At 38.4% G+C, this 21,742-nt stretch carries 21 protein-coding genes; 5 read left to right on the top strand and 16 right to left on the bottom strand.

All coding sequences use genetic code 11. The features are described 5' to 3' along the window. Positions 1-5 precede the first annotated feature (5 nt). From B0O44_RS01730 to B0O44_RS01680, 11 genes are all read right to left on the bottom strand, one after another. Positions 6-572, bottom strand: a complete 567-nt coding sequence (locus tag B0O44_RS01730) for a gluconate 2-dehydrogenase subunit 3 family protein (RefSeq protein ID WP_110826971.1) — start codon at positions 570-572, stop codon at positions 6-8. A gap of 10 nt (positions 573-582) precedes the next feature. Next, positions 583-1,599 (bottom strand): acyltransferase family protein, encoded by a 1,017-nt coding sequence (locus B0O44_RS01725; RefSeq protein WP_110826970.1) that lies wholly within the window; start codon positions 1,597-1,599, stop codon positions 583-585. A gap of 9 nt (positions 1,600-1,608) precedes the next feature. Then, positions 1,609-2,715, bottom strand: a complete 1,107-nt coding sequence (locus B0O44_RS01720) for a glycosyltransferase (protein WP_110826969.1) — start codon at positions 2,713-2,715, stop codon at positions 1,609-1,611. A gap of 77 nt (positions 2,716-2,792) precedes the next feature. Further along, entirely contained in the window at positions 2,793-3,959 is a 1,167-nt protein-coding gene (locus B0O44_RS01715) for a glycosyltransferase (protein ID WP_110826968.1), read from the bottom strand. A gap of 22 nt (positions 3,960-3,981) precedes the next feature. Then, complete coding sequence (locus B0O44_RS01710; protein WP_110827512.1) at positions 3,982-5,175, bottom strand: glycosyltransferase; 1,194 nt, start codon at positions 5,173-5,175, stop codon at positions 3,982-3,984. 163 nt (positions 5,176-5,338) lie between these two features. Continuing rightward, a complete protein-coding gene (locus tag B0O44_RS01705; RefSeq protein WP_110826967.1) occupies positions 5,339-6,781 on the bottom strand; it encodes an O-antigen ligase family protein in 1,443 nt (480 codons plus the stop codon). A 141-nt stretch (positions 6,782-6,922) separates the two neighbouring features. Beyond that, on the bottom strand, positions 6,923-8,959 hold the full coding sequence (locus B0O44_RS01700) for an exopolysaccharide transport family protein (RefSeq protein WP_245943520.1): 2,037 nt from the start codon (positions 8,957-8,959) through the stop codon (positions 6,923-6,925). Between the two features lie 153 nt (positions 8,960-9,112). Next, positions 9,113-9,793, bottom strand: coding sequence for a TolC family protein (locus tag B0O44_RS01695; protein ID WP_110826965.1), 681 nt, complete (start codon positions 9,791-9,793; stop codon positions 9,113-9,115). Positions 9,794-9,818: 25 nt separating this feature from the next. Continuing rightward, positions 9,819-10,895: a sugar transferase gene (locus tag B0O44_RS01690; RefSeq protein ID WP_110826964.1), complete on the bottom strand. Its 1,077-nt coding sequence runs from the start codon at positions 10,893-10,895 to the stop codon at positions 9,819-9,821. Continuing rightward, on the bottom strand, positions 10,895-11,395 hold the full coding sequence (locus B0O44_RS01685; RefSeq protein WP_245943518.1) for a response regulator: 501 nt from the start codon (positions 11,393-11,395) through the stop codon (positions 10,895-10,897). Before B0O44_RS01685 ends, B0O44_RS01690 begins: the two co-directional genes overlap by 1 nt. A gap of 69 nt (positions 11,396-11,464) precedes the next feature. Continuing rightward, a complete protein-coding gene (locus B0O44_RS01680) occupies positions 11,465-11,848 on the bottom strand; it encodes a hypothetical protein (RefSeq protein ID WP_245943516.1) in 384 nt (127 codons plus the stop codon). 321 nt (positions 11,849-12,169) lie between these two features. On the opposite strand from B0O44_RS01680, the gene B0O44_RS01675 reads away from it, so the two are divergent. After that, the gene (locus B0O44_RS01675) at positions 12,170-12,589 is read left to right on the top strand and encodes a GNAT family N-acetyltransferase (RefSeq protein ID WP_110827509.1); all 420 of its coding nucleotides are present in this window, start codon (positions 12,170-12,172) and stop codon (positions 12,587-12,589) included. Positions 12,590-12,654: 65 nt separating this feature from the next. On the opposite strand, the gene B0O44_RS01670 is transcribed toward B0O44_RS01675, so the two are convergent. Further along, positions 12,655-13,122 carry a YMGG-like glycine zipper-containing protein gene (locus tag B0O44_RS01670; RefSeq protein WP_110826963.1) on the bottom strand — a complete coding sequence of 156 codons (468 nt, stop codon included), beginning with the start codon at positions 13,120-13,122 and terminating at the stop codon, positions 12,655-12,657. 470 nt (positions 13,123-13,592) lie between these two features. Between B0O44_RS01670 and B0O44_RS01665 the strand changes: the two genes are divergently transcribed. From B0O44_RS01665 to B0O44_RS01650, 4 genes are all read left to right on the top strand, one after another. After that, a complete protein-coding gene (locus B0O44_RS01665) occupies positions 13,593-13,799 on the top strand; it encodes a cold-shock protein (RefSeq protein ID WP_110826962.1) in 207 nt (68 codons plus the stop codon). A gap of 83 nt (positions 13,800-13,882) precedes the next feature. Continuing rightward, positions 13,883-14,770 (top strand): Rossmann-fold NAD(P)-binding domain-containing protein, encoded by an 888-nt coding sequence (locus tag B0O44_RS01660; protein WP_110826961.1) that lies wholly within the window; start codon positions 13,883-13,885, stop codon positions 14,768-14,770. Further along, positions 14,767-16,158, top strand: coding sequence for an MBL fold metallo-hydrolase (locus tag B0O44_RS01655; protein ID WP_110826960.1), 1,392 nt, complete (start codon positions 14,767-14,769; stop codon positions 16,156-16,158). The genes B0O44_RS01660 and B0O44_RS01655 overlap by 4 nt, the downstream gene beginning before the upstream one ends. A 223-nt stretch (positions 16,159-16,381) precedes the next feature. Next, a complete protein-coding gene (locus tag B0O44_RS01650; RefSeq protein WP_110826959.1) occupies positions 16,382-17,722 on the top strand; it encodes an OmpA family protein in 1,341 nt (446 codons plus the stop codon). Between the two features lie 148 nt (positions 17,723-17,870). Here the strand turns inward: B0O44_RS01650 and B0O44_RS01645 are convergent, their stop codons facing one another. The 4 genes from B0O44_RS01645 to egtB all read right to left on the bottom strand — a co-directional run bounded on the left by B0O44_RS01645 (position 17,871) and on the right by egtB (position 21,742). After that, a complete protein-coding gene (locus tag B0O44_RS01645; RefSeq protein ID WP_110826958.1) occupies positions 17,871-18,317 on the bottom strand; it encodes a response regulator in 447 nt (148 codons plus the stop codon). A gap of 83 nt (positions 18,318-18,400) precedes the next feature. Beyond that, positions 18,401-19,456, bottom strand: coding sequence for a sensor histidine kinase (locus tag B0O44_RS01640; RefSeq protein WP_110827508.1), 1,056 nt, complete (start codon positions 19,454-19,456; stop codon positions 18,401-18,403). 178 nt (positions 19,457-19,634) lie between these two features. Then, positions 19,635-20,585 (bottom strand): L-histidine N(alpha)-methyltransferase, encoded by a 951-nt coding sequence (locus B0O44_RS01635; protein ID WP_110826957.1) that lies wholly within the window; start codon positions 20,583-20,585, stop codon positions 19,635-19,637. After that, entirely contained in the window at positions 20,585-21,742 is a 1,158-nt protein-coding gene (gene egtB, locus B0O44_RS01630) for an ergothioneine biosynthesis protein EgtB (protein WP_110826956.1), read from the bottom strand. Before egtB ends, B0O44_RS01635 begins: the two co-directional genes overlap by 1 nt.

The raw sequence follows: 21,742 nt of genomic DNA, 5'->3' as shown, positions 1-21,742 counted from the left end.
TCCGATTATTTTGTTGCCCAGGATTTTTGATCTTTTAAAATGTTCGTACAAGATTCATAGGTGGAAGGAATGTAATCATATGCTAACCCCTGGTTCGCTCCTTTTATTGAGGTACAGTAACCTATTACAATATATTTCTTCAGTAAATAAAAAAAAGGATCACCCAGTATTTTACGTTTTGCTTTTTTAAAAAACAGATTAAATGACCTGCTTTGCTGGTCAAAATAACTCAGGATTTCTTTTTTGTCTTTTGGGCTGCAATGAATGAAGCTTTTTTTAAAATGATTGATGGCGTAATCTTCAAGATCCTGTAAGCCATCGATAAAATTTCTTTGGTTTCTTAAATTTTCGCAATTGTATACCGCTTTAACCACAAAATCCTGTAAGCCTGCTGTTTTAGCCCCTGGGGTATCAGTTTCCGGAATAATACATTCAGCAAGTTCTTCTATCAGTTTCTTTTGATGTTCCAGATCGGACAAATCAATCCGCTTACCTGGCCGGCCCCATTTGAATATGGAAAAACCGAGACCAAATACGGTAACACCTCCTAAAATTGCCTGACGTCTGTTCATAATCCAAGCGTTATTTCTTTTTATCGTTAATGCGGTAAATCAGATTGATCAGATCCGTATACCAGTAAGCAGTTATATAACACAGGATGAAAGCTATAGAGAGTGAAAGTGACAATGGTGATGAAATGTTAAAATAATGCACGACGTACAACACAATTGTGATGACCAATACATGAAGTAAATATAAAGCATAGGACACTTTTCCCGTAAACAGGAAAAACCTGTTGACGATTACAATTCCCAAATTATAAATCAGCACTGCAAGCCCTGTATATCCAATCAATGCAGGTATGTCATTAAACAGCTGACCAACATCTCCCCCCTTCAAGGCCAGAAAAGCATAAAGGCCAAGACCACCGATAGAAAAGAACATCAGATGTAAATTGTTGTACTTTTTTGTTAAAAAACTTTTGTTCTTTACTCTAGCCAAAGCCATCCCAAGCATAAATTCAAACATAAATTGAAACAAGCAACTGTTCCAGATTCTTAAATCAGACTTTCCCAGTAAAAATACAATTACAGCCCAGGATAGGCTGATTAGTACTCCCATTGCGATAAAAGTTGTGTTAGAAGTTCTATGGAGAAGTTTTAATAAAAAAGGATAAACCAGGTAAAGCTGAATAATTGTTGAAATAAACCACAATTGATGGCCATAGCTAATCATGATCTCATTGTCAAACATTTTATAAAAGAAAACGTGTCCGAAAAACGCATACCAAGACGGATGATCAAATAGCGGAACAAACAGACACAGGCCTGCAGATAGAACAACTACTAAAATATAAGGCATATAGATCTTATCAAATCTGCGTTTCAAAAAATCAAGATACTTTACCTCTTTACCTCCTGAGGACAAGGCCAGGCCAAAACCGGAGACCAGAAAAAAAGTATGTATTCCAGTACCGCCAAATGATATGGCTTTGTTAAAAGGAAAAGGAAGTACAAAGTATTGTAAAGTATGATAAACTACAATCGTAAAGATTGAATAGCCCTTTAAAAAGTCGATTAGCTCAAATCTTTGTTTCATAGTCTTTTCTTATTTTAATTTCAAGTCCCTGTAAATCTCTTCAATTCTTCTGGTCATTTTCGAGATGCTGTATTCGGCCTTCACCGACTGTTCGGCATTCCTGCCAATTTCGGATCTCAATACCTCATCTTTAATTAAAATATCTAATGCCGCCGAAAGACCATTTACATCACCCGCTTCTATCAGTAAACCATTTTTCCCGGGTTTAATCACTTCCTTTGTCCCGTTCACAGAAGTAGAAACCGTTGCTTTTCTCATTGCCATCGCTTCCAGAAGTCCAATAGGTAAACCTTCCCATAAAGAAGGAAGACAGTAGATGTCCAGCGCCTTTAAAATATCCGGAATATCCTGTCTGAAGCCAGCAAATATGATTTTATCACTTACCTTAAGTTTTTCAGCCAGATCTACTGCACTTTGTTTTAATTCACCATCACCCACCATCAGATATTTGGCATAGGGGGCACCAGGCCGGTCCGCTATGGCTTTAATAAAGGTAAATGGATCCTTTTGAATGGTCATTCTGGCAATAAAACCAATCAGAACAACACTTCTATCAATTCCTAGTTCCGACCTTAGATCTTTATATTCTTTATCTGCGTCAAATTTTCGAAAATTAATACCGTTTTTAATTACGACTGCCCTATCCATATTAAAAAGTTTTTTCCCCTCCGACAGGTTATGATCAGAAACACAAATCGTTACGTTCGCCTTTTTGACAAGAAATTTTTCAGACCATACACGGATCATTTTTATCAACCGGTTCTGTCTAGGATGAAAGGACCAACCATGGACTGTATAAATAATTGGGATATGGAGTTTATGTGCGGCCCAAAAGCTATTAGATTGGGCCCTTGTACCGTGGGCGTGCAGCAAATCTATCTTTTCCTGTAGCAAAAGATCTTTTACTTTTTCCCAGCAACTTCTATCAAATGGTTTCTCCGTATAAATTACATAGGTTTTGATGCCCAACTTTTTTAACTCAGTTATTAGCGGACCATCGGTAAATGCCAATACTACAGATTCAAATTCCTGAGGGTTCAATTCCTGTACCAGGTCAAGTACATGTGTTTCCCCGCCACCGATCTTTCCTTGTCTTATTGTATGCAGTATTTTCATTAGAATATAAGTTGTTTTTATCGTTAATGCAGCGTGGAAAGCTTATTTTTCAAGGTGTCTGTTTTAATTTAATGATTTTAGGCATTTTCCTGTAGTTCATCTTCCCCATGTTTAGTTGCGACAGACAATTTATTGGCTTTACCTGCTTTGGTAAAAGCGATAAGCTGATAAAAAATAAACTTTGGAATACCTTTCAAAGATTTATAGATCTTGTCCTCAGCTTTAAAATAGGCTAACGCCCTAAAAAAGACAAACAGAAAAACAAAACCAGAGAGTAGCCAAAATAATAGCATTGCCGGAACAACGAATAAATCTATAACAAAACAAAGGCCCGAAAGCAGGATAAGTATAAATAAAGGAGGCCTTAATAAAAGCAAACTAAACAGCAATCCGTTTAAATTAATCTTCAGCAAAGCATTCATAAATAGCTTTAGGCCAAGGAAAAGAAAACGAAACCAAGTATTGATCCATCTTGCCCGTTGTTTTACCAGTTGTCCGCTTTTTGCTGTTTTTTCATCAAAAACAATTGCTTTTTCTGCAAACGCAATTCTAAAGCCCCTGTTTACAATCTCATACTGCAGAATTTTATCGAAACCCGCACCCATAAGGAGTTGATCTCGGAGGCAATCGATATAAAGTTGATAATCAAAGGCCATTCCCGATCCTGCAAGCGAAGCCGATGAACCCGCATCAAACATTAGCTTTCGGTCAGTATATCTGTAATAAATATCCCCCGCCTCATCCAGGGCTGCATAATCCGTGTTTATTTTTTTTGCCTTACGAACACCCTGAACGGCCCTAAAGCCCTGTGCAAAAACTTTATTGAGCTCCTTAAGGTAATCTGTAGGGACCAGGTTATCGCTGTCTATAATTGTGATCCGGTCGTGTGGTCTTTTGAAGTTTTCAATGGCATAAAAATGCGATTTTACATTACTCGATAAAACTGCCGGTGGTCTTAACAAAACGATGCGCTGATCATTAAAATGGAGGTTCGATACATCACAATTATCTGCCACAACATAGATCAAGTATTTTTCATAATCCAGTTGCAACAGAGAAGAAGTAACCGAAGCTAGCAAAGTGGTTTCCTCATAAGCTGTAACAATGATTGCATAATCAGGCTCCCCATTCTGTTCAGGCTTTTCAGGGCCTTTCCTGGATTTTGCCGACGACAGCAGAAACAGAAAAAAAGGATAAAAGAAATTAAAACCCAAAAAAAGCTGTACAACTATCCAAAAAACCATATTACTTTAAATTATAACTTTATTATTGAGCACGCTCTTTTAATGATCTTGCAATCTGTTCATAAATACTCTTTACACTATTTTCCCAGGTGTGACTTTCCGCAAATGCCTTTCTTTCCCGGGAAAGCTCCTCGGTATCCTGGATCAATGCAAGCTTAATCAATTCCAAATAATCTTCCTTCCTTTCTGCCAGATAGGTATAATCTTTAAAAAGATCCATCGCCCTGGTTTTCGTTGCAACAACCGGTTTCCCAGCAGCCAGATATTCATCAATTTTCCTTGGATAATTTCCAATAGTCAGTTCGTTAACCAATTGCGGGTTAATACATACATCAAAGGAGTTGATATATTTAAATAAGTCTTTTTGAGGTTTTAAACCTGTGAACAGCACATTTTTCAGTTGATGCAGCTTACTGGCCTGAAATTTCTCGTCCTGGGGTCCGACCAAAACAATAGTCCATTCGGGGCGTGACTCCGCGATATATTCAATTAATGCAACATCAAGTCTTATACTTTGCAGGGCTCCAACATATCCTATTACAGGGCCATTTACATTGTGGTATTCCAAAGGTCTTTCAGGGCGTGTTTCGGTCTGAAAAGCCTTAAGATCGCAACCTTGCCCTACAAAGAAGGCATTGGAATTATACTGCCTGCAATAGTCCGTCAAATACTCGGAGTTGGCAAGACAAAGATCATATTTAGCAATCATAAGTGGCTCCAGCCGGACACCATGTTTTTTCCAGTAAGGTGTTGCCAGAATGTAATCTCTGGAATAATAAACCGACAACTCAGGCTGCAATAATTCATTTATAAAAAAACACTTAATGATTTCGTTGTCGTTAAACAATACATAATCTTTGAAACCAAGCCTTGAAACGGCTTTTAATATGGAATGGTAAAATTTCTTATTGTTAATTTTATTAATGACATCAAAAACAAAATCTACACGGAGCCAGTTGATAGACTCGACAATACAATCAGGATAATAGTTCCATAAATTATCCTGTATTTGAATTAATCCATCCCTTTCCCCTTTAACAACTTCCAGTCTAACCTTTGTACTTTGATCCTTTCTGTGCTGTACCAGTGTAGCCCTGTCCAGCGGCGAATTTACATATAAGACCTGATGGTGCTTACTAAGTTCCAATGCAATATCTTTACAATTACTACCAATTTCTGTATCCCAGGGTTGCTGGCCGATAATTATAAAATTCATTTTTTTCATTTTGTCCATTCGGGTAAGGAGTCTATTCTTGAAACTAAACTTAGGATTTTCGCTTATAATATTTTATCCCCTTGTAAAAGCCAAAGATCAGACAAATGATTCCGGGGAGTAAAAATATTTCGAAAGGCATTTAATATAGCTTTACGTGTAAATACTAAGATTGGTTTTCTACAGTCGATGCAGTTTCTTTTTTATCAAATAAAGGCCCAAGATATATAAAAGTCCAGGACATGTACAGAATCAGGGCAGTTGGCATGGTATTCATCACTTCATTACCGTAACTGCAAAAGAATACCCCCACTGTCCCTGAGGTCAATGCAATTAATTTCACCTTCAATTTTACATCCCTGATCTTCCAGACAATACCACAACATTTTCCAATAATGTACATAATCATTCCAAACCATATCACAAAGCCAACAATTCCATACATAACCCATACTTTAACCCAATAGCTATCGGGTTCTATAGTAGAAAGAAACTTATCTTTATTGTATTCTTTACCCCATGTACCTATCACGCCAAGCCCCCCACCAAAAGGCCTGGTACTCAGGTAATCTCTTAATATAAGCTGATTGGTAAACCGGACATTTAAAGAAGGATCCTGGGGATCCAGAGCTGTTCTGAGTCGGTAGATCTGGTAATTTCCATTACCTATTGTGGTATATTTTAACACACCCAGACACATTACGGCCACCAAACCGCCAAAGAATAAAACCTTAAAATTTTTGCTTAAAAAAAGTGCAAAAAAGCCTCCAACAATCAATGCAAATAATGCCCCTCTGGTTCCTGATATCAACATACCGTACAGAAGAATTAGTGCTGCAATAGCCAGTAACATCCGTTTCCACCATAAAAAAGGCCCCAAAGCTAAAACAGCAGCTATTAAACAGATATGTGCCTGAGACGCCCCAAATTGTCCAGCATCACTGTAAAAAGAAAATACCCTCAACTTTCCCCAAAGTAAATGTGTTTTGGCGGCACCATCATCAAGAAACTGCTGCTCTCCATGCGTCAAGCCAAAAAACAATTGACGCATCCCATAAAAAGAACCGATGACGGAAAGAATAATGATTAAAATCAGAAAGTGATTAAGGTCTTTCTTTTTATTAAGGACCAAAAACCCAAGTGGTGTGATGAAAATAAAATAAAGTGCAGAGCTCCTGATCTCCTGAAGCCATCCCCTTGCACTTGCCCCTGCAGGGTTTACAAGTTCAATAACACTCAGGAAAAACCAGAACAAAGCGAGATAAACCAGGTCATTGTTCAATAATTTCCAGCGAATGCGGTTTGGGTTGAACAATACAGAGATCCATGCAATAAGTATAAACACCTCTACACCGGTACCAAAAGGAACACTAGAACTAATTTCCCGGTATAAAAAAATGACCATGAAACAGTAAAAAAACATACCATAATAGGCAAACTTCAATTCTCTTACCGTAATCATCAGGTAGATCACACCTAAAAAAGACACTGTAAATAATATTGGGACAATGACTCCAAAATGAAAAGCAAAAAAAGCAACAAGAGCGGAAAAGGCAATCCCTGCAAAAGCTAAAGCATAATTCCGGTTTTCCTGCGACCAAACTTTCATCTGAATAATAGTAATTGTAGTGTATCTTGTTTTATGCAATTTAAAGAGAACATAAGACCATCGGCAAATACCTGACTGTTATGTCCTTACAGGTAAAAGTCACAGGCTTCATGATCATCCCTAAAATTGTTTATTATTTTCTTAAGCCTGGTCTCTCTGACTGAGTTCCTTCACTTTAACCTTATTCAACACCCAGCCTATAAAGCCATCCTGCTTACGTATATAAGTCAAAAACTCTTTATCACTATCATTGATAGATTGACCTGCTTCAAATACCGCCAGCGAGTGATCTGTAAATGATAACCATTCTTTTGCCTTGTTGACCGAACGAAGACTATCAACGTCAATTAATATCAGGTCAAATTTATCTTTCAAGTAATCAAATCCTGCTTTAAGTGCTGTAGAATTCTGAATTTCCAATAAAGATTTACTTGAAGAATTTTTATTCAGGAAGGTAATCAAATCTTCTGTTTTGATTTCCTTTTTTTGCAAGAAATTCTCAAAATACTGACTGGTTACCAAGGCCTTACTGTCTGATGCTTCTCTGTTTGTATAATCGTCTCCGATCAGCAGGACCTTCTTTCCGGTCATTGCAAAAGCATAAGCAAGTGTGGAGGTTAGGAAAGTTTTTCCCTCCCCGGGCTTAATACTGGTAATACCAAGAATTTTACTTCCTGCGTCCAGCTGAAGCATTTTTGAAATTTCGAATCTCAAGGAGCGCATTAAATCTTTAAAAAGAACGTAATCTGTGATTTCATCACTATTTGACCAGATTACTCTAGGATCTTTATCCTTTTCGTTAATTAGATTTATATTGCCTATAACTTGTCCAATTTTAAGTGCAGCAAGTTGTTTTGAGTTGTTGATCGTATGATCAAGTAAAAAGACAGATACCACAACAAGCAAACAGAAAGATAAACTCGCTATACCTGAAAGAGCCATATAAATAATTTTTTTTGATGGCTCAGGTGGTCCCGGAAGTCCTATTTGTGCAATCTGCAATTTCAGTCCAATACTTTTTTCTACGTTGGTCTGGTTAAACCTGTTTAAAGCATCCATATACTCCTTAGTGGCCACATCTGCATCACGCTCATAATTTTGAACGCCTGCATCAAAAGGCACCATCGTATTGTATTTAGCCTTAAGCTGATTTAATTCCCCATCAATAGACTTTAAACTGCTTTGTGCCATCGAGACGGCTATTTCCATTGTATTCTTTTGCTGAATAAGGCTCTGTTTTGATGCTCCGGGATCGTTCACATAATTATCAGAAACTTTATTCATCTGAACGGCAAGGAGTGCCTGTAAAGAGTCAATTTTCTTTTTATCGGAAGGTTTAAATCCATTATCAACGTAGTGATTCGAAGCCGTTTTAAGTTGGTTGTTTAAACTAACAATAGCCGTATTTTCTGCAACCGGTGCCGATCCAAGATAACTTTTATCCTTCCCGTTTAATTTTCTGTTCAGATCAGCAATGGCTCCCATATTTGACTGAATTTCTCTCAAAGCCTGTGACTTCCGTTCTTCGTAATCAGTAATCTGTTTATAAATGATTTCGGATTGCTTATCCAGGTTTAGTACACCATTATTGATTTTATAATTTTTGAGCTCAGAATTTTTAGCATTCATCGCTGCTTCCTTTTTCTTAACCAAAGAGTCCAGTACAGAAATTGATTTATTCTGGTTGGAAGAAACATTGGTGCTATAGCTATTGATAAATTCTTCTGATAAGGTATTCACAACAAAAGCCGACAGTAAAGGATTTGCAGATAAATATTCCACATTTATAAAATCACTATTGTCTATTCTGTAAACGCTTAGTTTCTTATTCAGGTTGATTTCATCATACCCCATAGATACTACCAGTTCGTACAAACCGTATTTCCCACTGTCCACTGGGGTTAAGACGCTCCTGGTTAATAACTTTTGCTTATAAAGGCCAATCACTTCTGAGCGGTCCTTCTGGCTCAGCTTCTTAACTTCAGGACTTAGTTCTTTAAATGCGTTTCCAGGATTCATCAAATCGTGCAAAATCAGGTTATATGAAAGGACACTCATCGTTTTCTTCATCTTCATCATCTCAATGATGTTGCTGAACTGTTGATTGACCTTAAAATAATCTGTATTCTGATTTTCTGAGGCGACCTGTCTGGACTGATCAACCAGACCTGTTGACATTTGAACCTGGGATTTATATTCTTTAGGCAAGTTTTTTACAAAAAAGTAAGTAATTATTAATGCAAATACCGGTACGATAATCAGGACCCACTTGTATTTAATTAATAACTTAATAAATGCCTTAATATCCATATATGAGATTTTTGTCTAAAATTAATTAATATCCGTAAGTTTTTTCCCAATAATTTCCTCTAAAGCATCTTTAGCTTTAAAAAAAGCCACTTCGGTTGCCAATTTCTCCGAATCTGCTGTTGCGGCATTAATCCTGGCCTGGTTAAAAACATCTATAGTCACTTCGCCTTTCGCAAATTTATACTTCAAATTGTCTGCCACACTTTTGTTGTCCTGGGAAGCCTGGGTCCGGATCTTTAAATTATTTTGCTGCTGCAAATAGATATAGTACCGGCTTTTTACCTCATTAGCGAGAATGATATCGTATTCTTGATTTTCAAGCTGGGCTACTTTGTATTCTGCTTTCGCTTTTTTTACCTGATAAGGCTTTTGAAGAAAAGCACCCAGATTTAAGTTGACCCCAAATTGAAATCCATTAACGGTATACGGATTTAAGGGATTAAGGGCTGCTTTATCGTTTGGTCTGTAAATGTAAGAAGCATTTAAGATATCTAAATAAGATACATTTGCCATAGGAATAGCTGTTTTTGCCTTGTCTACATTGGCTTCAAAAATTTTCTTTCTTGGATAGTTTTCCCTGGCAGCCTGAATATACTTCTCCAAAAGAGAATAATTCATATCACCAATTATGGTTTCCTGAGCAGAGGCCCGGACATAAAAAAGACCTGAAATTAAAATTGTTGTTAAAAAAAACTTTTTCATTGTATTATAGTCTAGTTGTGTTTTATTATACCTTTTCTTTTTGAATCAAGGCAGGAATGGTTTTAAGAATAATTTTTAAATCCAGTAAAATAGAATAATTATCTGCATAATAATTATCTAATTCCTTACGCTCCCGTTCCGACATTTCTTTCTGACCTCTTTTACTAATTTGCCACAGACCGGTTAGACCTGCTGGCCCTAGGAAACGGGTTGACCATTCATTGGTTGTCAATTGTTCCGCTTCATATAAAGGCAATGGCCGGTTTCCAACCAAGGACATGTCCCCTATAAAAACGTTGATCAACTGAGGCAATTCATCGATACTGGTTTTCCTTAAAAATGCACCCAGCTTTGTTATTCTCGGATCATTTTTAAATTTCACAAAAGCTGTCTTACCATTTTTACTGGTATCATCATTTGCGTACTGGTTCAGGTCAGCCATAGATTGCAGCATTTTATCGGCATCGCTTCGCATGGATCTGAACTTGTAAAAATCAAATATTTTATATCCTGCCCCAACCCTCTTACTTTTATAAATTACCTTTCCTTTAGATTCCAGTTTGATCAATATGGCGACAATCACAAAAAGAGGGCTCAATAGCAGCAACGCAGATCCCGATGCCACTAAATCAAAAATTCTTTTACTTAAAGGAATCTGGTAAACCACATCTGTTTGTTGAGCCAGTTCCATTAATTTGGGTTTGATCAACTTAAACTTAACCAAAAAATTAAGGCGCTCACAAAAGTCCTCCAGTGGAAAAGGATAAGTGTAATAATCGTTTACTTTTAATTCAAGGGCTTTTTTTCTCCAGGATTTATCTTCTTTTACGCCCAATAGAACAATAATCAGTCCTTGAAAAAAAGGGTTCTCCTTAATATAGCGAACCTGATCAAAGCAATCCTTATTGTCATCAACCTCTATCAAAATGATATCGGGAATACTTAGCAGGGACTGATTATCAAAATAACTTTTAAAACTCTTGGAGTCATCCAGGTATTCGATATGCGCGTTAAATTCCTCAGCGATTATACTCCGGAGCAATTTCCCAAAGTATACAATTTTGGCATTTATCTGAGGTTTGTCAATTGCAGAAGTTGTCATTAGTGTATCAATTGGGATATTTGGGATTTTAAACTTGCAGGATTAAATGGTTTTTCCATGTATCCTTCTATCTGAAAAGGCATTTCTTTTACTTTTTCTGCAAGATCTTCAGTGCCGGAAAGTAAAATTACCGGTGTATTTCTGTAAAAACCACTGATTTTCAGATTCCGGATTAAAGTGCTCCCGTCAAAATAGGGCATCATTAAGTCGGATATAATCAGATCAGGATCGTTACCTTCTTCCAGCCAATCAATAGCTTCAATTCCACTTTTTTTAATAATCAATTCGTAATCCGCAGATAAAATAAAGCTAAGCAGCTTCAAAATACTTAGTTCATCGTCCACTACGAGTATACTTTTTCTTTTCTCTTTATTACTCTCCATTGTTTCTTTTCTCACATTAAAAGGGCTCCATAATAAAAATCTATCCAACTGGGGAAAATTACCTGGCCCCTGATATTTACCAGAGATACTATTACTGTCTTTTTTATCTGTAAACATAACCAAATTTCCCTTTAGAATTTAATCAATCTATTATTTGTCGTTAAAATTTAATCTGAGCTGTAAAAGTTATCTGGTACTAATCAAATATACTTTTTCACGACTTTCACCTTTTTCAAACGCGCTGAGTTCATTAGAAATAACCCTGCCATAAGAATCAAGAACCATAAGCCTAATATTTTGCTGCTCCGCAGAGACTACTTCTGTTTTTAGATTGAGATCGGATGTATAAAAGAAAGGTATATCACTATTTCCGTTTTTAACAACTGTGTTAAACTGTTTATCGTAGACCTGATAGTTAATCTCACATTGATTACATTCCAATCTTATCACACCCTGTTTATTAAACAGCACCTTCGATAAACCATCTGATGTATCTTCCTTTTTGCATGAAAAAAGCCCCCCCACTAACAGTAGCAACAGACAATACCGGGATTTTATAATAGTTGTCATACAATTAATTGAAAGGAAAAAATCAGGCCAAGATGTTTTGCTGATGGCTTTTAAAGAAAAGCACGACAATTAATAATGTAAAATATTAAAAACCAATACATTAATAACAAAAATGCAATAAAAGTAACATTACAAATACTCGTCTAAGGCGAGCAAATTCCCCATAAAAAAAAGGGAATGAGGTAGTTTTTCTACACTTTTAAAGCAATGCCAATACATTACTGTGACAAAGAATTTCGGATCTCTGCCGATCGACCTTCCTTTATGAAGGGCCAGTTTATTTTTCTAAATTTAGGTCTTAAAAACAAAAGCAGCATTACAATGACAAATTACAATGCCCTCTATAAAAAAATACCAGTAGAAACTTATTTGAGGCTAAGAAAAGAATCTGGTCTTAGCCCTAAAACAGAAAAAGCTGCAAACATAGGTTTGAAAAATTCCGTGTGTGAAGTCCTGGTTTTAAATCAGGAACAGCAAGCAGTTGGAATGGGAAGGATGATTGGAGATGGCGGATGTCATTGCCAGATTACAGACGTTTGTGTCCTGCCTGAATTTCAGGGCCACGGGATAGGAAGAATAATTATGGAAAAACTAAAGCACTTTATTGATCATGAATTACCTGATTCCTGTTACATCAGCCTGATCGCTGATGGGGATGCTGTTCATTTATATGAGAAGTTTGGATTTCAAACTACCCTACCCAAATCTACAGGCATGGCTTATCAAAAGAAAGCAGAATAAAACAAAAGCCCTGAACAGATTCGTACTTATAAAATAGCCAAACCTGTTCAGGGATTAAAAATACACTAATTCTTTTGAACACGGCCAGACTTGCGGTCCTTTCCTCTTCCGATCAGGTATCCGGTTCCGGCCCCAACAGCACCTCCAATAATTGCACCCCGGCCTTTATTTTTATCTATAATTGCACCACCAACTGCGCCAGCAACACCTCCGATCAGTGTTCCTTTAGCGGCATCGCTCCAACCTTTTTTACGTGCAGGGGCCGCCTGCTGAGCTGTGGCCGGTGCATTTTCAGCTGTGGCCTCTCTTTGACGGGAAAGGAGTAACATTTTTTTCTCTTTCTTATCTGCTTCGGCTTTTGCCAGCCTTTCCTGTTCTTGTTTTTTAACCACTTCGGCCTTTTTGAAGCTGTCTAACCTTAAACTGTCCTTCACAGCTTTAATAGCCACCTGACGCAAGGCCTCGTCTTTTGCCTTATTACTGCAAGAGGCCATAACCAGTGCCAGGATCAATATCGAAAATAACTTTTTCATAGCTTTAAAATTAATTCTTAACAATTGTATTTCAGACCCTTTCCAAAACTTCACCTCACAAATTTCTTTACACGATTAGGTCAATGTCATTCAGGAAAATTCAGATTGTTCGATGTATTTAATGTAAAAATAATGCCAGAACAAAATTTCAACTTACAAAACTGCAACTAAAACACCCTCCACAAGCAGTTAAAAACCTACATAACTCATTAGTTTTCAAAACAAAACATCATTTTATAGAATATTTACTTTAAAAAATACAATTTTCAACACTGAGGTAATATGGACCCTTCAGCTATTCAAATTCTCTTCGTTCTGTAGTTTTCTCAATAAAAAAATCCAAATAAAGAGACATTTTTTATGATCTTACACTTTTCTTTCATCAGACAAGCAAACTATTTCTCTAGTACTAACATTTTGGATATTACTATTCAATTGATTACTTTCACAACGAATTATATATAATTAATATGCGTAAAACAGGAAAAGTAAAATGGTTTAATTCTTCAAAAGGTTTTGGTTTCATCACACCTGAAGAAGGAGGTAAAGATATATTTGTTCATTTTTCTGCCATTGCAGGAGACTCTTTCAAAGAATTAAATGAAGGAGACAGTGTTGAGTTTGAATTAAACGACGGTAAAAAAGGACCTGAAGCTTCAAACGTAACCGTTCTATAAAGATCATCTTTAAAAATTTAAGGGGGCTTGCTTTATCGCGAACCCCTTTTTTATTGTCAAATGATACCCCAGATTAAAGATCAATGACGAAACGAAAGTCCGCCAGCTTAGTCGACGAGCTTCCCTCCATTAGCATTGCGGGTTGTGGATGGTATGGTATGGAGCTCGCTAAAAGCCTCTTAAAGCTTGGACACCAAGTAAAAGGCTCCACCACAAGTCTTCCTAAAATAAAACAACTGAAAGTGCTTGGTGTAGACCCTTTTTTGATACAGCTTGAACACGATAATGCAGAAACAGACCTAACTTTTTTTCGTTCAGAAATTCTGATTATATGCATTCCTCCGGGAAGAAATAAGGAAAACCTGAAAAGCTATACTGAAAAAATTGGTCAACTTGGAAACCTGGCTGCAGCAACGGGTATTCAACAGGTCCTTATGGTTAGTTCAACCGCGGTTTACAAAGACAGCAAACAAGTTCTTACAGAAGCAGATCTGCCAAATTCCGGTACCGAGGCTGCAAAAGAACTTGTTGCAGCAGAAAATATACTGAAGGAAAATAAAGCTTTCAATACCACCATCATCAGATTTAGTGGCCTGGTTGGTCCCAAAAGACATCCTGGTCGTTTTTTCGCAGGAAAAAAGGATATTCCAAATGGCAAATCCCCAGTTAACCTGGTTCATTTGGAAGATGCAATTGGAGTCATGTTAAATATTATTGAGCACAAATCTTTCGGAAAGACTTTTCTTGTGTCCACTCCCGATCACCCGGAAAAGCAATTGTTCTATACCAGGGCAGCGCAAGCGGCCAAACTGGAAATACCGGAATTTAGAGATGAACTGCTGGATTGGAAAATTATTTCAAGTAAAGCATTAACTTCTGATCTTAATTATACCTTTAAAATAAACAACTGGACAAACTGGTTAGAAGAAACGAAAGAAGATCCTAATCAAAATAATAGTATAAATAGATGAAATTAACCATTTGGGGCGCTGCTCAGCAGGTAACTGGAAGTATGCATCTTCTGCAGACCAATAACTATACCCTGCTTATTGACTGCGGACTGGATTATGAAAAAGATACTTTCCAAGAAGAAAATGAATATTTCCCATTTGACCCCGCAGAAATAGATGTTGTCATTCTGACCCATGCACATATAGACCACTCTGGAAACCTGCCTACCCTGATCAGGGCAGGATTTAAAGGGCAAATATTATGTACCCCTCCCACTGCAGACCTCACAGAAATCCTTTTACTCGATTCTGTGAATATTTTTCTCAGTAAACAACATAAGACTAAAAGAGGAAAAGGGAGAAAACAACACCTGGGACCCCGGCCTTTATACCTGGAAAAACATGTAATGGATACTGTTGATCGTTTTGTAACGATTGGGTTTCATAAAACATTTGTCCTTACAGACCAAATTAGCCTTACATTTATTCCGGTAGGTCATTTATTGGGTGCTGCGGCCCCAGTACTGGAAATAAAAGAAGCCGGACAGACCAAAAAAATTGCTTTTACGGGCGATGTGGGAAGAAAAAACTATCCGGTCCTTAAAGATCCGGAAACCTTGCCCCAGGTAGATTATCTGATCAGTGAATCCACTTACGGAGGCAAGTTCCACAGTACCCAGGGAACATTGCAGGATAAACTGATAGAAATCATCCATGAATCCTGTATTAAATTTCCGGGGAGGCTAATTATCCCGGCTTTTAGTATAGGAAGAACGCAGGCACTGGTTTACGCCCTCAACAAAATATTCAGTCAGGCCCTGCTCCCACCTGTAAAAGTCTTTGTAGACAGCCCACTGGCAGCTCAGGCGACTAAAATCTACAGAAAACACCACGATTTGCTCAACGAAGATTCCAGGGCATTTTATAAAGCCAGCGGAGATGAATTTAGCTTTAAAGAGCTCTCCTACGTAGAAGAAAAAAAGGAAAGTATTTCTATTTCGAATTATCATGAACCCTGTATCATCATTTCTTCGGCTGGCATGCTTGAAGGTGGACGTATACAGGACCACTTGTATCATAACATTCAAAATTACTACTGTACCATACTATTTATTGGTTACTGTGCAAAAGGCACACTGGGCAACAGGTTGCTGCGGGGCGATCCCATTGTCCGTCTGCGTAACCGTGACCTGATGGTTTACGCCAGTATTAAGCAGACTGATTTATTGAGCGGGCACGGAGATCATCTGGACTTGTTAAAAATGGTAAAAAGTCAGGATACCGCCTTGTTAAAAAAGGTATTTCTGGTACATGGTGAGGAAAAAAGCCTCAATAGCCTTGCTGAGGCCCTAACAGAAGAAGGTTACCAGGTTGAAATTCCATTTAAAGGCCAATCTTTTGAATTGTAGTTTGGAAGAAAAAGGGCTAAAATGTATCAAATACTATACAGTTTTTGAGATAAAAGCAGGTTTTACCTTAAAATCGGCAAACGCGAAAACTCATCAGCAACAAACTGATAATTAAGTGGTTTAGGATAAAAAAACACCAGATTTACTTTTGGCAGGGTTATTTCTATGAGGTAATCATCCAGTTTATAAAGGACTGGAGCATTAATATCTAATTATAGAAAACATGAACTCAAAGATTACAAAATCGGCTATGATACTATCCTTGGTAGGATTATCAACCAGTCTGTTCGCTCAGGAATCACCGGCTGATTCTACACAGCGTTTTGCAAAGAAAGATTTCCGTACCTGGTCAATTGGTTTAAACGGAGGTATGTTGACACATTGGACCCCTTTCAACAACAGGTCAAATGGTGATTTTTATACACCTCAGGAAAGCTGGGGCTACGGAGCTTACATTAAAAAACAAATTACTCCTGGATTTGGTTTACAAGCCGATTTCCTTGCAGGTAAGGTAAAGGGCATGAGGGCCAATGGCATTCCTGCCGGACCAGCACGTGACGCCTCCAACTATGAAACGACCATCAACTGGTCTGCAGCTTTAAGCGGTAACTTTACCATTGCCAACATGAGTTTAAACCGGAAAAGAAATGTATTCTCTCCTTACTTAACTGCCGGAGCGGGTTATATGTCTTCCAGTGCGAACACGAATGTTCCTGCAACTGTCGGAGCAAGCACTAATACGGGTGAACACTGGTTCATTCCTGTGGGAGCAGGTTTTAAACTCGGGGTAGCCAGAGGCGTAAACATTGATTTAGGTTACACGGTTAACTTTATGAAAACCAATAACTTTGATGGTGTACCTAGCGCAACCAATGACAAATTCTCTTATGCGCATGCGGGTATTGAAATTGCCCTTGGTAAAAAGAAATCTCCTCAATTGCAAAACTACAGTGCTGTAGCTGCTTTACGTGAAGCAAGCGCTGCTGAAAGTGCGGAATTAAGAAGAGCATTGTCTACTCAGGAAGAAAATGCCAGAAGAGACAGGGAAGCATTAGTGGCTAAATACAATCAGGAAATGGGTGATGATGACGGAGATGGTGTAGCTAACAAATTTGACAAATGCCCTAACACCCCTGCTGGTACTGTAGTAGATGGTGCAGGATGCCCTTTAAAAACCCCAGCTCAAATCATCAAGGAAAAAGTAATCGTAACTGAAGCTGACCGTAAAGTTGTTGACGAAGCGATTAAAAACCTGGAGTTTGACCTTGGCAAATCTACTATCAGAGCTAAATCTTATCCAACTTTGAACAGAGTTGCTGCGCTATTGGTAGAGAAAAACTTTAGCCTGAAATTAGCTGGTCATACTGATAACACCGGATCAATGGCATTGAACCTGCGTTTATCTAAAGACAGAGCTGAAGCCATCAGAAGCTATTTAGTTGCTCAAGGCGCTAACGCATCCAGAATTGAAGCAACAGGCTATGGTCCAAACCAGCCAATTGCATCAAATAAAACGGCTGCCGGACGTCAGAAAAACAGAAGGGTTGAATTTACCTTATTCTAGATTTTAAAAACCCGATAACAAAAAAGGCCTGCAAATTTGCAGGCCTTTTTTGTTATCGGGTATAAATGCTTTATAAAGGAGAAAATTATCCTTTGGGCAGACAACCGATGAGCTATATTGGAATGATGTAAACAGAATGTCCGGAAACTTACTGGTTTTCTTCTGAAGATAACTCTTCAAAGTAAGTACTTACTATTCCGTTAAAAGCATCCCTGCTTAAAGGTTTATGCATAAATGTGACAATTTCACTGTCTCTGGAAGCAAGCTCCTGATCATCCGGATTAAGTGATGTGGTCAGCATGATCACCACAATTTTGGCTTTTTGATCGGGATTGAGTTTTTTGTATTCCTCCATAAAATCCCAACCGTTCATTCCAGGCATATTAATGTCCAGAAAAATTATCCCAGGCTTAACTTCTTCCCCATTTCCATCCTGAACAGAACTTTTTAAATACTCCAGCGCCTCACTGGCAGAAGAAATGATCTTGACATCAACAGCAACATTTGATGTTTGTACGATCTTACGATGCAGGAAATTTGTTGAAGCCTCATCATCTACCAGTAAAACACAATCAAGACCTTTATATTTTTTCATTTCATTAAACCTATTAAAGGACCTAAAGATGTCTCCCCTTAAGTCCCCAGCGCTGTTAAACCCTTAAAAATTTATAAATATATTTATGAATCTGTATTCAAATTAAAATAAAAAGTACTGCCCACACCCGGTAAAGACTCCAGACTAATCTCACCTCCATGCAATTCTACAATCTTTTTACAGTGGGCCAATCCTATTCCATTGCCCTCATAATCCATTCTGCTGTGCAAACGTTGAAAAATGCTAAAAATCTTATCCCTGAAACGCTCTTCAATTCCGATTCCATTGTCCTTCACAGAAAACTTCCAGCCTCCTTTAATCTTAAATGCAGAAATTACCACCACAGGGTCGGTCCCTTCATTCCTGAATTTAAGCGCATTACTGATTAAATTCTGAAATAGCTGTCTCAATTCTATCGCATAGCCCTTTACAACAGGCAAATTTTCATAAATAATGGTGGCATGCCCCAATTTGATGTTAATGAATAAATCTTCTTTGATTTCCTTCATCAAAACATTACAATCCACTTCAGCTATTTCCAGTTTCCTACCCAACCTTGAATAATCCAGCAAGCCTTTGATCATGCTCCGCATTCGTTCTGAAGACTGCTTAATGAAATTCAGGTACATTTCAGCATTCTCATCCAAACGCTCTGCATACTCCTCTTTCAACAATTCTATAAAACTGGTCACGGTCAGCAAGGGTTCCTGAAGATCGTGTGACGCGACATATGCAAAATGCTCCAGCTCTTTGTTTCTGAGCTCTAATTCCCTTGCATACTTACTCACAGCATTTTCAATATTGAATTTATCAGTCAGATCCCTGGTAATTTTTGAAAAACCAATGAGTTCTCCTTCATCGTAAATGGCCTTGATACTAATGCTGCCCCAAAACCTGATGCCGTCTTTACCCACTCTCCAACCTTCGTCCGAGGCTTTACCCAATTTCATTGCAGTATCCATTAATTTTTCAGGTTTACGGCCAAGCAGGTCTTCCGGAGTATAAAATATGCTGAAATTTTGTCCTATAACCTCATCTGCACGATATCCTTTAATTTCCTGTGCGCCTTTATTCCAGCTTTCGATGGTACCATCCCTATCCAGAAATAAGATGGCATAGTCATCTATTTCTTCAATCATTCGGATAAGTCGCGTTGGATCGGCCGCAGTATGCATCTTCAGTTTACATTGAGTCAGTTACACATCAGATTCAAATTCTAAGCCAACAAGTAATTTACACGTTTTCACACGTTGTAACACTTAATTTACCCTTATCCGGGAAGAAAAAAAATCCCCAATTTTACACACTATGGGAAATTCATAAATGCGCATCAGAAGCCAGCCAAATGGTATCAAGAAACCATTTCCTTCTGTCCTGAAAGTGCATAAAAGGTTTAAAACCAACTGCTGAAGCCATCTTTTCAGTTTCTTCAAGACTGTACTTCTGTGAAATTTCCATGTAGATATATTCGTTTTCTTTAAACAAGATTTTCTTACCGGAAACATGGACTTCCTGATCTTTTAAACTGATCAGATAACTTTTGCAGGAACCACTGTCCGGGTCATAACTTGGATAGTGATCAAATTGCCCGGGAATAAAATTTCCATCCAGTTCCCGATTGATCCTGTTCAAAAGATTTAAATTAAAAGCCCTGGTTAGCCCTTGTTGGTCATTGTAAGCTGCCCGGATTACGGCCGGATGTTTTTTAAGATCAAAACCAGCTAGTACCAAATCACCGGGCTGCAGGTAAGAACGGAGTTTTCTGCAAAAATCATAGGCATCTGCTTTTTCGAAATTTCCGATATTTCCGCCAAGAAACATGATGACCTTCCTTTTGGAAGAAAGACGATAGGCATGGGCCAGCATATCGAAATATTCCCCGTTCAAACCTAAAACTTTCAAACCGCTAATCCGCTCAGGCAGCACTTTTTCCAGGTGCCGGATCATGCCTGAAGAAATGTCTATAGGCATATAGGTAAAAGTGGCTTTCTGTTGAACCAGCTCCTGCAACAGATAGCTGGACTTGGTTGCGTCCCCGGCCCCCATTTCAATCAGGTCAAAATCATCCAGGCCATTACGCAGCACTGCGGCCAGTTCCGGGGCATGCCCTTTAAAAATTTCCAGCTCACAGTCGGTCGGATAATATTCCTCACAATTCATGATCTGTTGAAAAAGCTTATCGCCATATTCATCATAAAAATATTTTGAACTTAAACGCTTTGGGACACTTCCCAGATCTTTGAGTACATCCTGTAAAAATTGTCCCATTAATATGATTTGGCTAATCTGATACCGCTGTACATCCAGCGAAGATCAGGGTGAAAAAAATTACGATAAGTTATCCGGCTATGGTGTTCGGGTGTGGCCACAGAGCCTCCTCTTAACACCATTTGGTTGACCATAAATTTGCCATTATACTCTCCAAGTGCACCGGGTGCTTTGGAAAAACCCGGATAAGGCAGATAGGCACTTTCTGTCCATTCCCAAAGTGCCCCCCATTTTAGTTTCGGGGCAATAGCTTCCCATTCAAACTCGGTAGGCAGCCTCATTCCTTTCCATTGTGCAAAGGCTGTTGCCTCATAATAAGAGATGTGCTGTACAGGCATTTTTAAATTCAGTTTCTGCAAACCGGAAAGTCCATAGCAAAGCCATTCGCCATCCACCAAATGCCAGTATAAAGGTGCTCTAATTTCATTTTCTTTCACCCAATCCCAGCCCTGGGCATGCCAGAAATTAAAATTACGATAGCCACCATCCTCCAAAAATTCCAGGTATTCCTCATTGCTGACCAGTCCTGCTGCAACAGCACTTCGCTGAAGATACACTTTATGCCTCCCAAGTTCATTATCAAAGCCAAAACCCTTACCGGAATGCCCGATTTCATAAACACCTTCAGACAGTTCTAGCCATCCTTTTTCCTGATGAGCAAGGCCCTGTTCAATATGTTGCTTCCCATAAGCCGGAAAAAGTGGATTATGTCCCAAAATATATTTAACATCATACCAAAGCAATTCCTGGTGCTGCTGTTCGTGGTTTAAGCCGAGCACCAGTAATTCTTCCAGCCTTGCATCCGGTGGGTGTGTTTTAAGCAAATGCGACATGGCCTGGTCTACGTAAGCGCGGTAGCGGTATACCTCATCCACGGTCGGGCGACTTAAATTTCCACGGTCGGTACGAATAACCCTGGCACCTATTGTTTCGTAATAACTGTTAAAAACGTAGTTAAAATCGGGATTATAAGCTTTGTATCCCATAAAAAAGGCGTCCAGTATAAAGGTTTCAAAAAACCAGGTCGTATGTCCCAGATGCCACTTGGGCGGGCTGACATCGACGATGGGCTGGACCACATAATCCTCTTTTTCCAAAGCAGCGCATATACTTTCAGTATGCGCCCTGATGTTTGAATACTGTTCCCAGAGTGACAT

Origin of the sequence: Pedobacter nutrimenti (assembly GCF_003208655.1) — a bacterium.
Taxonomy (GTDB): Bacteria; Bacteroidota; Bacteroidia; order Sphingobacteriales; family Sphingobacteriaceae; genus Pedobacter; species Pedobacter nutrimenti.
This window is presented reverse-complemented; position numbering and strand designations above follow the sequence as displayed.

Bases quoted from the DNA above. Each gene is read 5' to 3' on its own strand.
- B0O44_RS01665 (WP_110826962.1), top strand. From the start codon at position 13,593: ATGCGTAAAACAGGAAAAGTAAAATGGTTTAATTCTTCAAAAGGTTTT.
- B0O44_RS01685 (WP_245943518.1), bottom strand. From the start codon at position 11,395: ATGTTTACAGATAAAAAAGACAGTAATAGTATCTCTGGTAAATATCAG.
- B0O44_RS01690 (WP_110826964.1), bottom strand. From the start codon at position 10,895: ATGACAACTTCTGCAATTGACAAACCTCAGATAAATGCCAAAATTGTA.
- B0O44_RS01675 (WP_110827509.1), top strand. From the start codon at position 12,170: ATGACAAATTACAATGCCCTCTATAAAAAAATACCAGTAGAAACTTAT.
- B0O44_RS01635 (WP_110826957.1), bottom strand. From the start codon at position 20,585: ATGGGACAATTTTTACAGGATGTACTCAAAGATCTGGGAAGTGTCCCA.
- B0O44_RS01710 (WP_110827512.1), bottom strand. From the start codon at position 5,175: ATGAATTTTATAATTATCGGCCAGCAACCCTGGGATACAGAAATTGGT.
- B0O44_RS01670 (WP_110826963.1), bottom strand. From the start codon at position 13,122: ATGAAAAAGTTATTTTCGATATTGATCCTGGCACTGGTTATGGCCTCT.
- B0O44_RS01655 (WP_110826960.1), top strand. From the start codon at position 14,767: ATGAAATTAACCATTTGGGGCGCTGCTCAGCAGGTAACTGGAAGTATG.
- B0O44_RS01700 (WP_245943520.1), bottom strand. From the start codon at position 8,959: ATGTCAACAGGTCTGGTTGATCAGTCCAGACAGGTCGCCTCAGAAAAT.
- B0O44_RS01715 (WP_110826968.1), bottom strand. From the start codon at position 3,959: ATGGTTTTTTGGATAGTTGTACAGCTTTTTTTGGGTTTTAATTTCTTT.
- B0O44_RS01650 (WP_110826959.1), top strand. From the start codon at position 16,382: ATGAACTCAAAGATTACAAAATCGGCTATGATACTATCCTTGGTAGGA.
- B0O44_RS01695 (WP_110826965.1), bottom strand. From the start codon at position 9,793: ATGAAAAAGTTTTTTTTAACAACAATTTTAATTTCAGGTCTTTTTTAT.
- egtB (WP_110826956.1), bottom strand. From the start codon at position 21,742: ATGTCACTCTGGGAACAGTATTCAAACATCAGGGCGCATACTGAAAGT.
- B0O44_RS01730 (WP_110826971.1), bottom strand. From the start codon at position 572: ATGAACAGACGTCAGGCAATTTTAGGAGGTGTTACCGTATTTGGTCTC.
- B0O44_RS01720 (WP_110826969.1), bottom strand. From the start codon at position 2,715: ATGAAAATACTGCATACAATAAGACAAGGAAAGATCGGTGGCGGGGAA.
- B0O44_RS01705 (WP_110826967.1), bottom strand. From the start codon at position 6,781: ATGAAAGTTTGGTCGCAGGAAAACCGGAATTATGCTTTAGCTTTTGCA.
- B0O44_RS01725 (WP_110826970.1), bottom strand. From the start codon at position 1,599: ATGAAACAAAGATTTGAGCTAATCGACTTTTTAAAGGGCTATTCAATC.
- B0O44_RS01640 (WP_110827508.1), bottom strand. From the start codon at position 19,456: ATGATTGAAGAAATAGATGACTATGCCATCTTATTTCTGGATAGGGAT.
- B0O44_RS01680 (WP_245943516.1), bottom strand. From the start codon at position 11,848: ATGACAACTATTATAAAATCCCGGTATTGTCTGTTGCTACTGTTAGTG.
- B0O44_RS01660 (WP_110826961.1), top strand. From the start codon at position 13,883: ATGACGAAACGAAAGTCCGCCAGCTTAGTCGACGAGCTTCCCTCCATT.
- B0O44_RS01645 (WP_110826958.1), bottom strand. From the start codon at position 18,317: ATGAAAAAATATAAAGGTCTTGATTGTGTTTTACTGGTAGATGATGAG.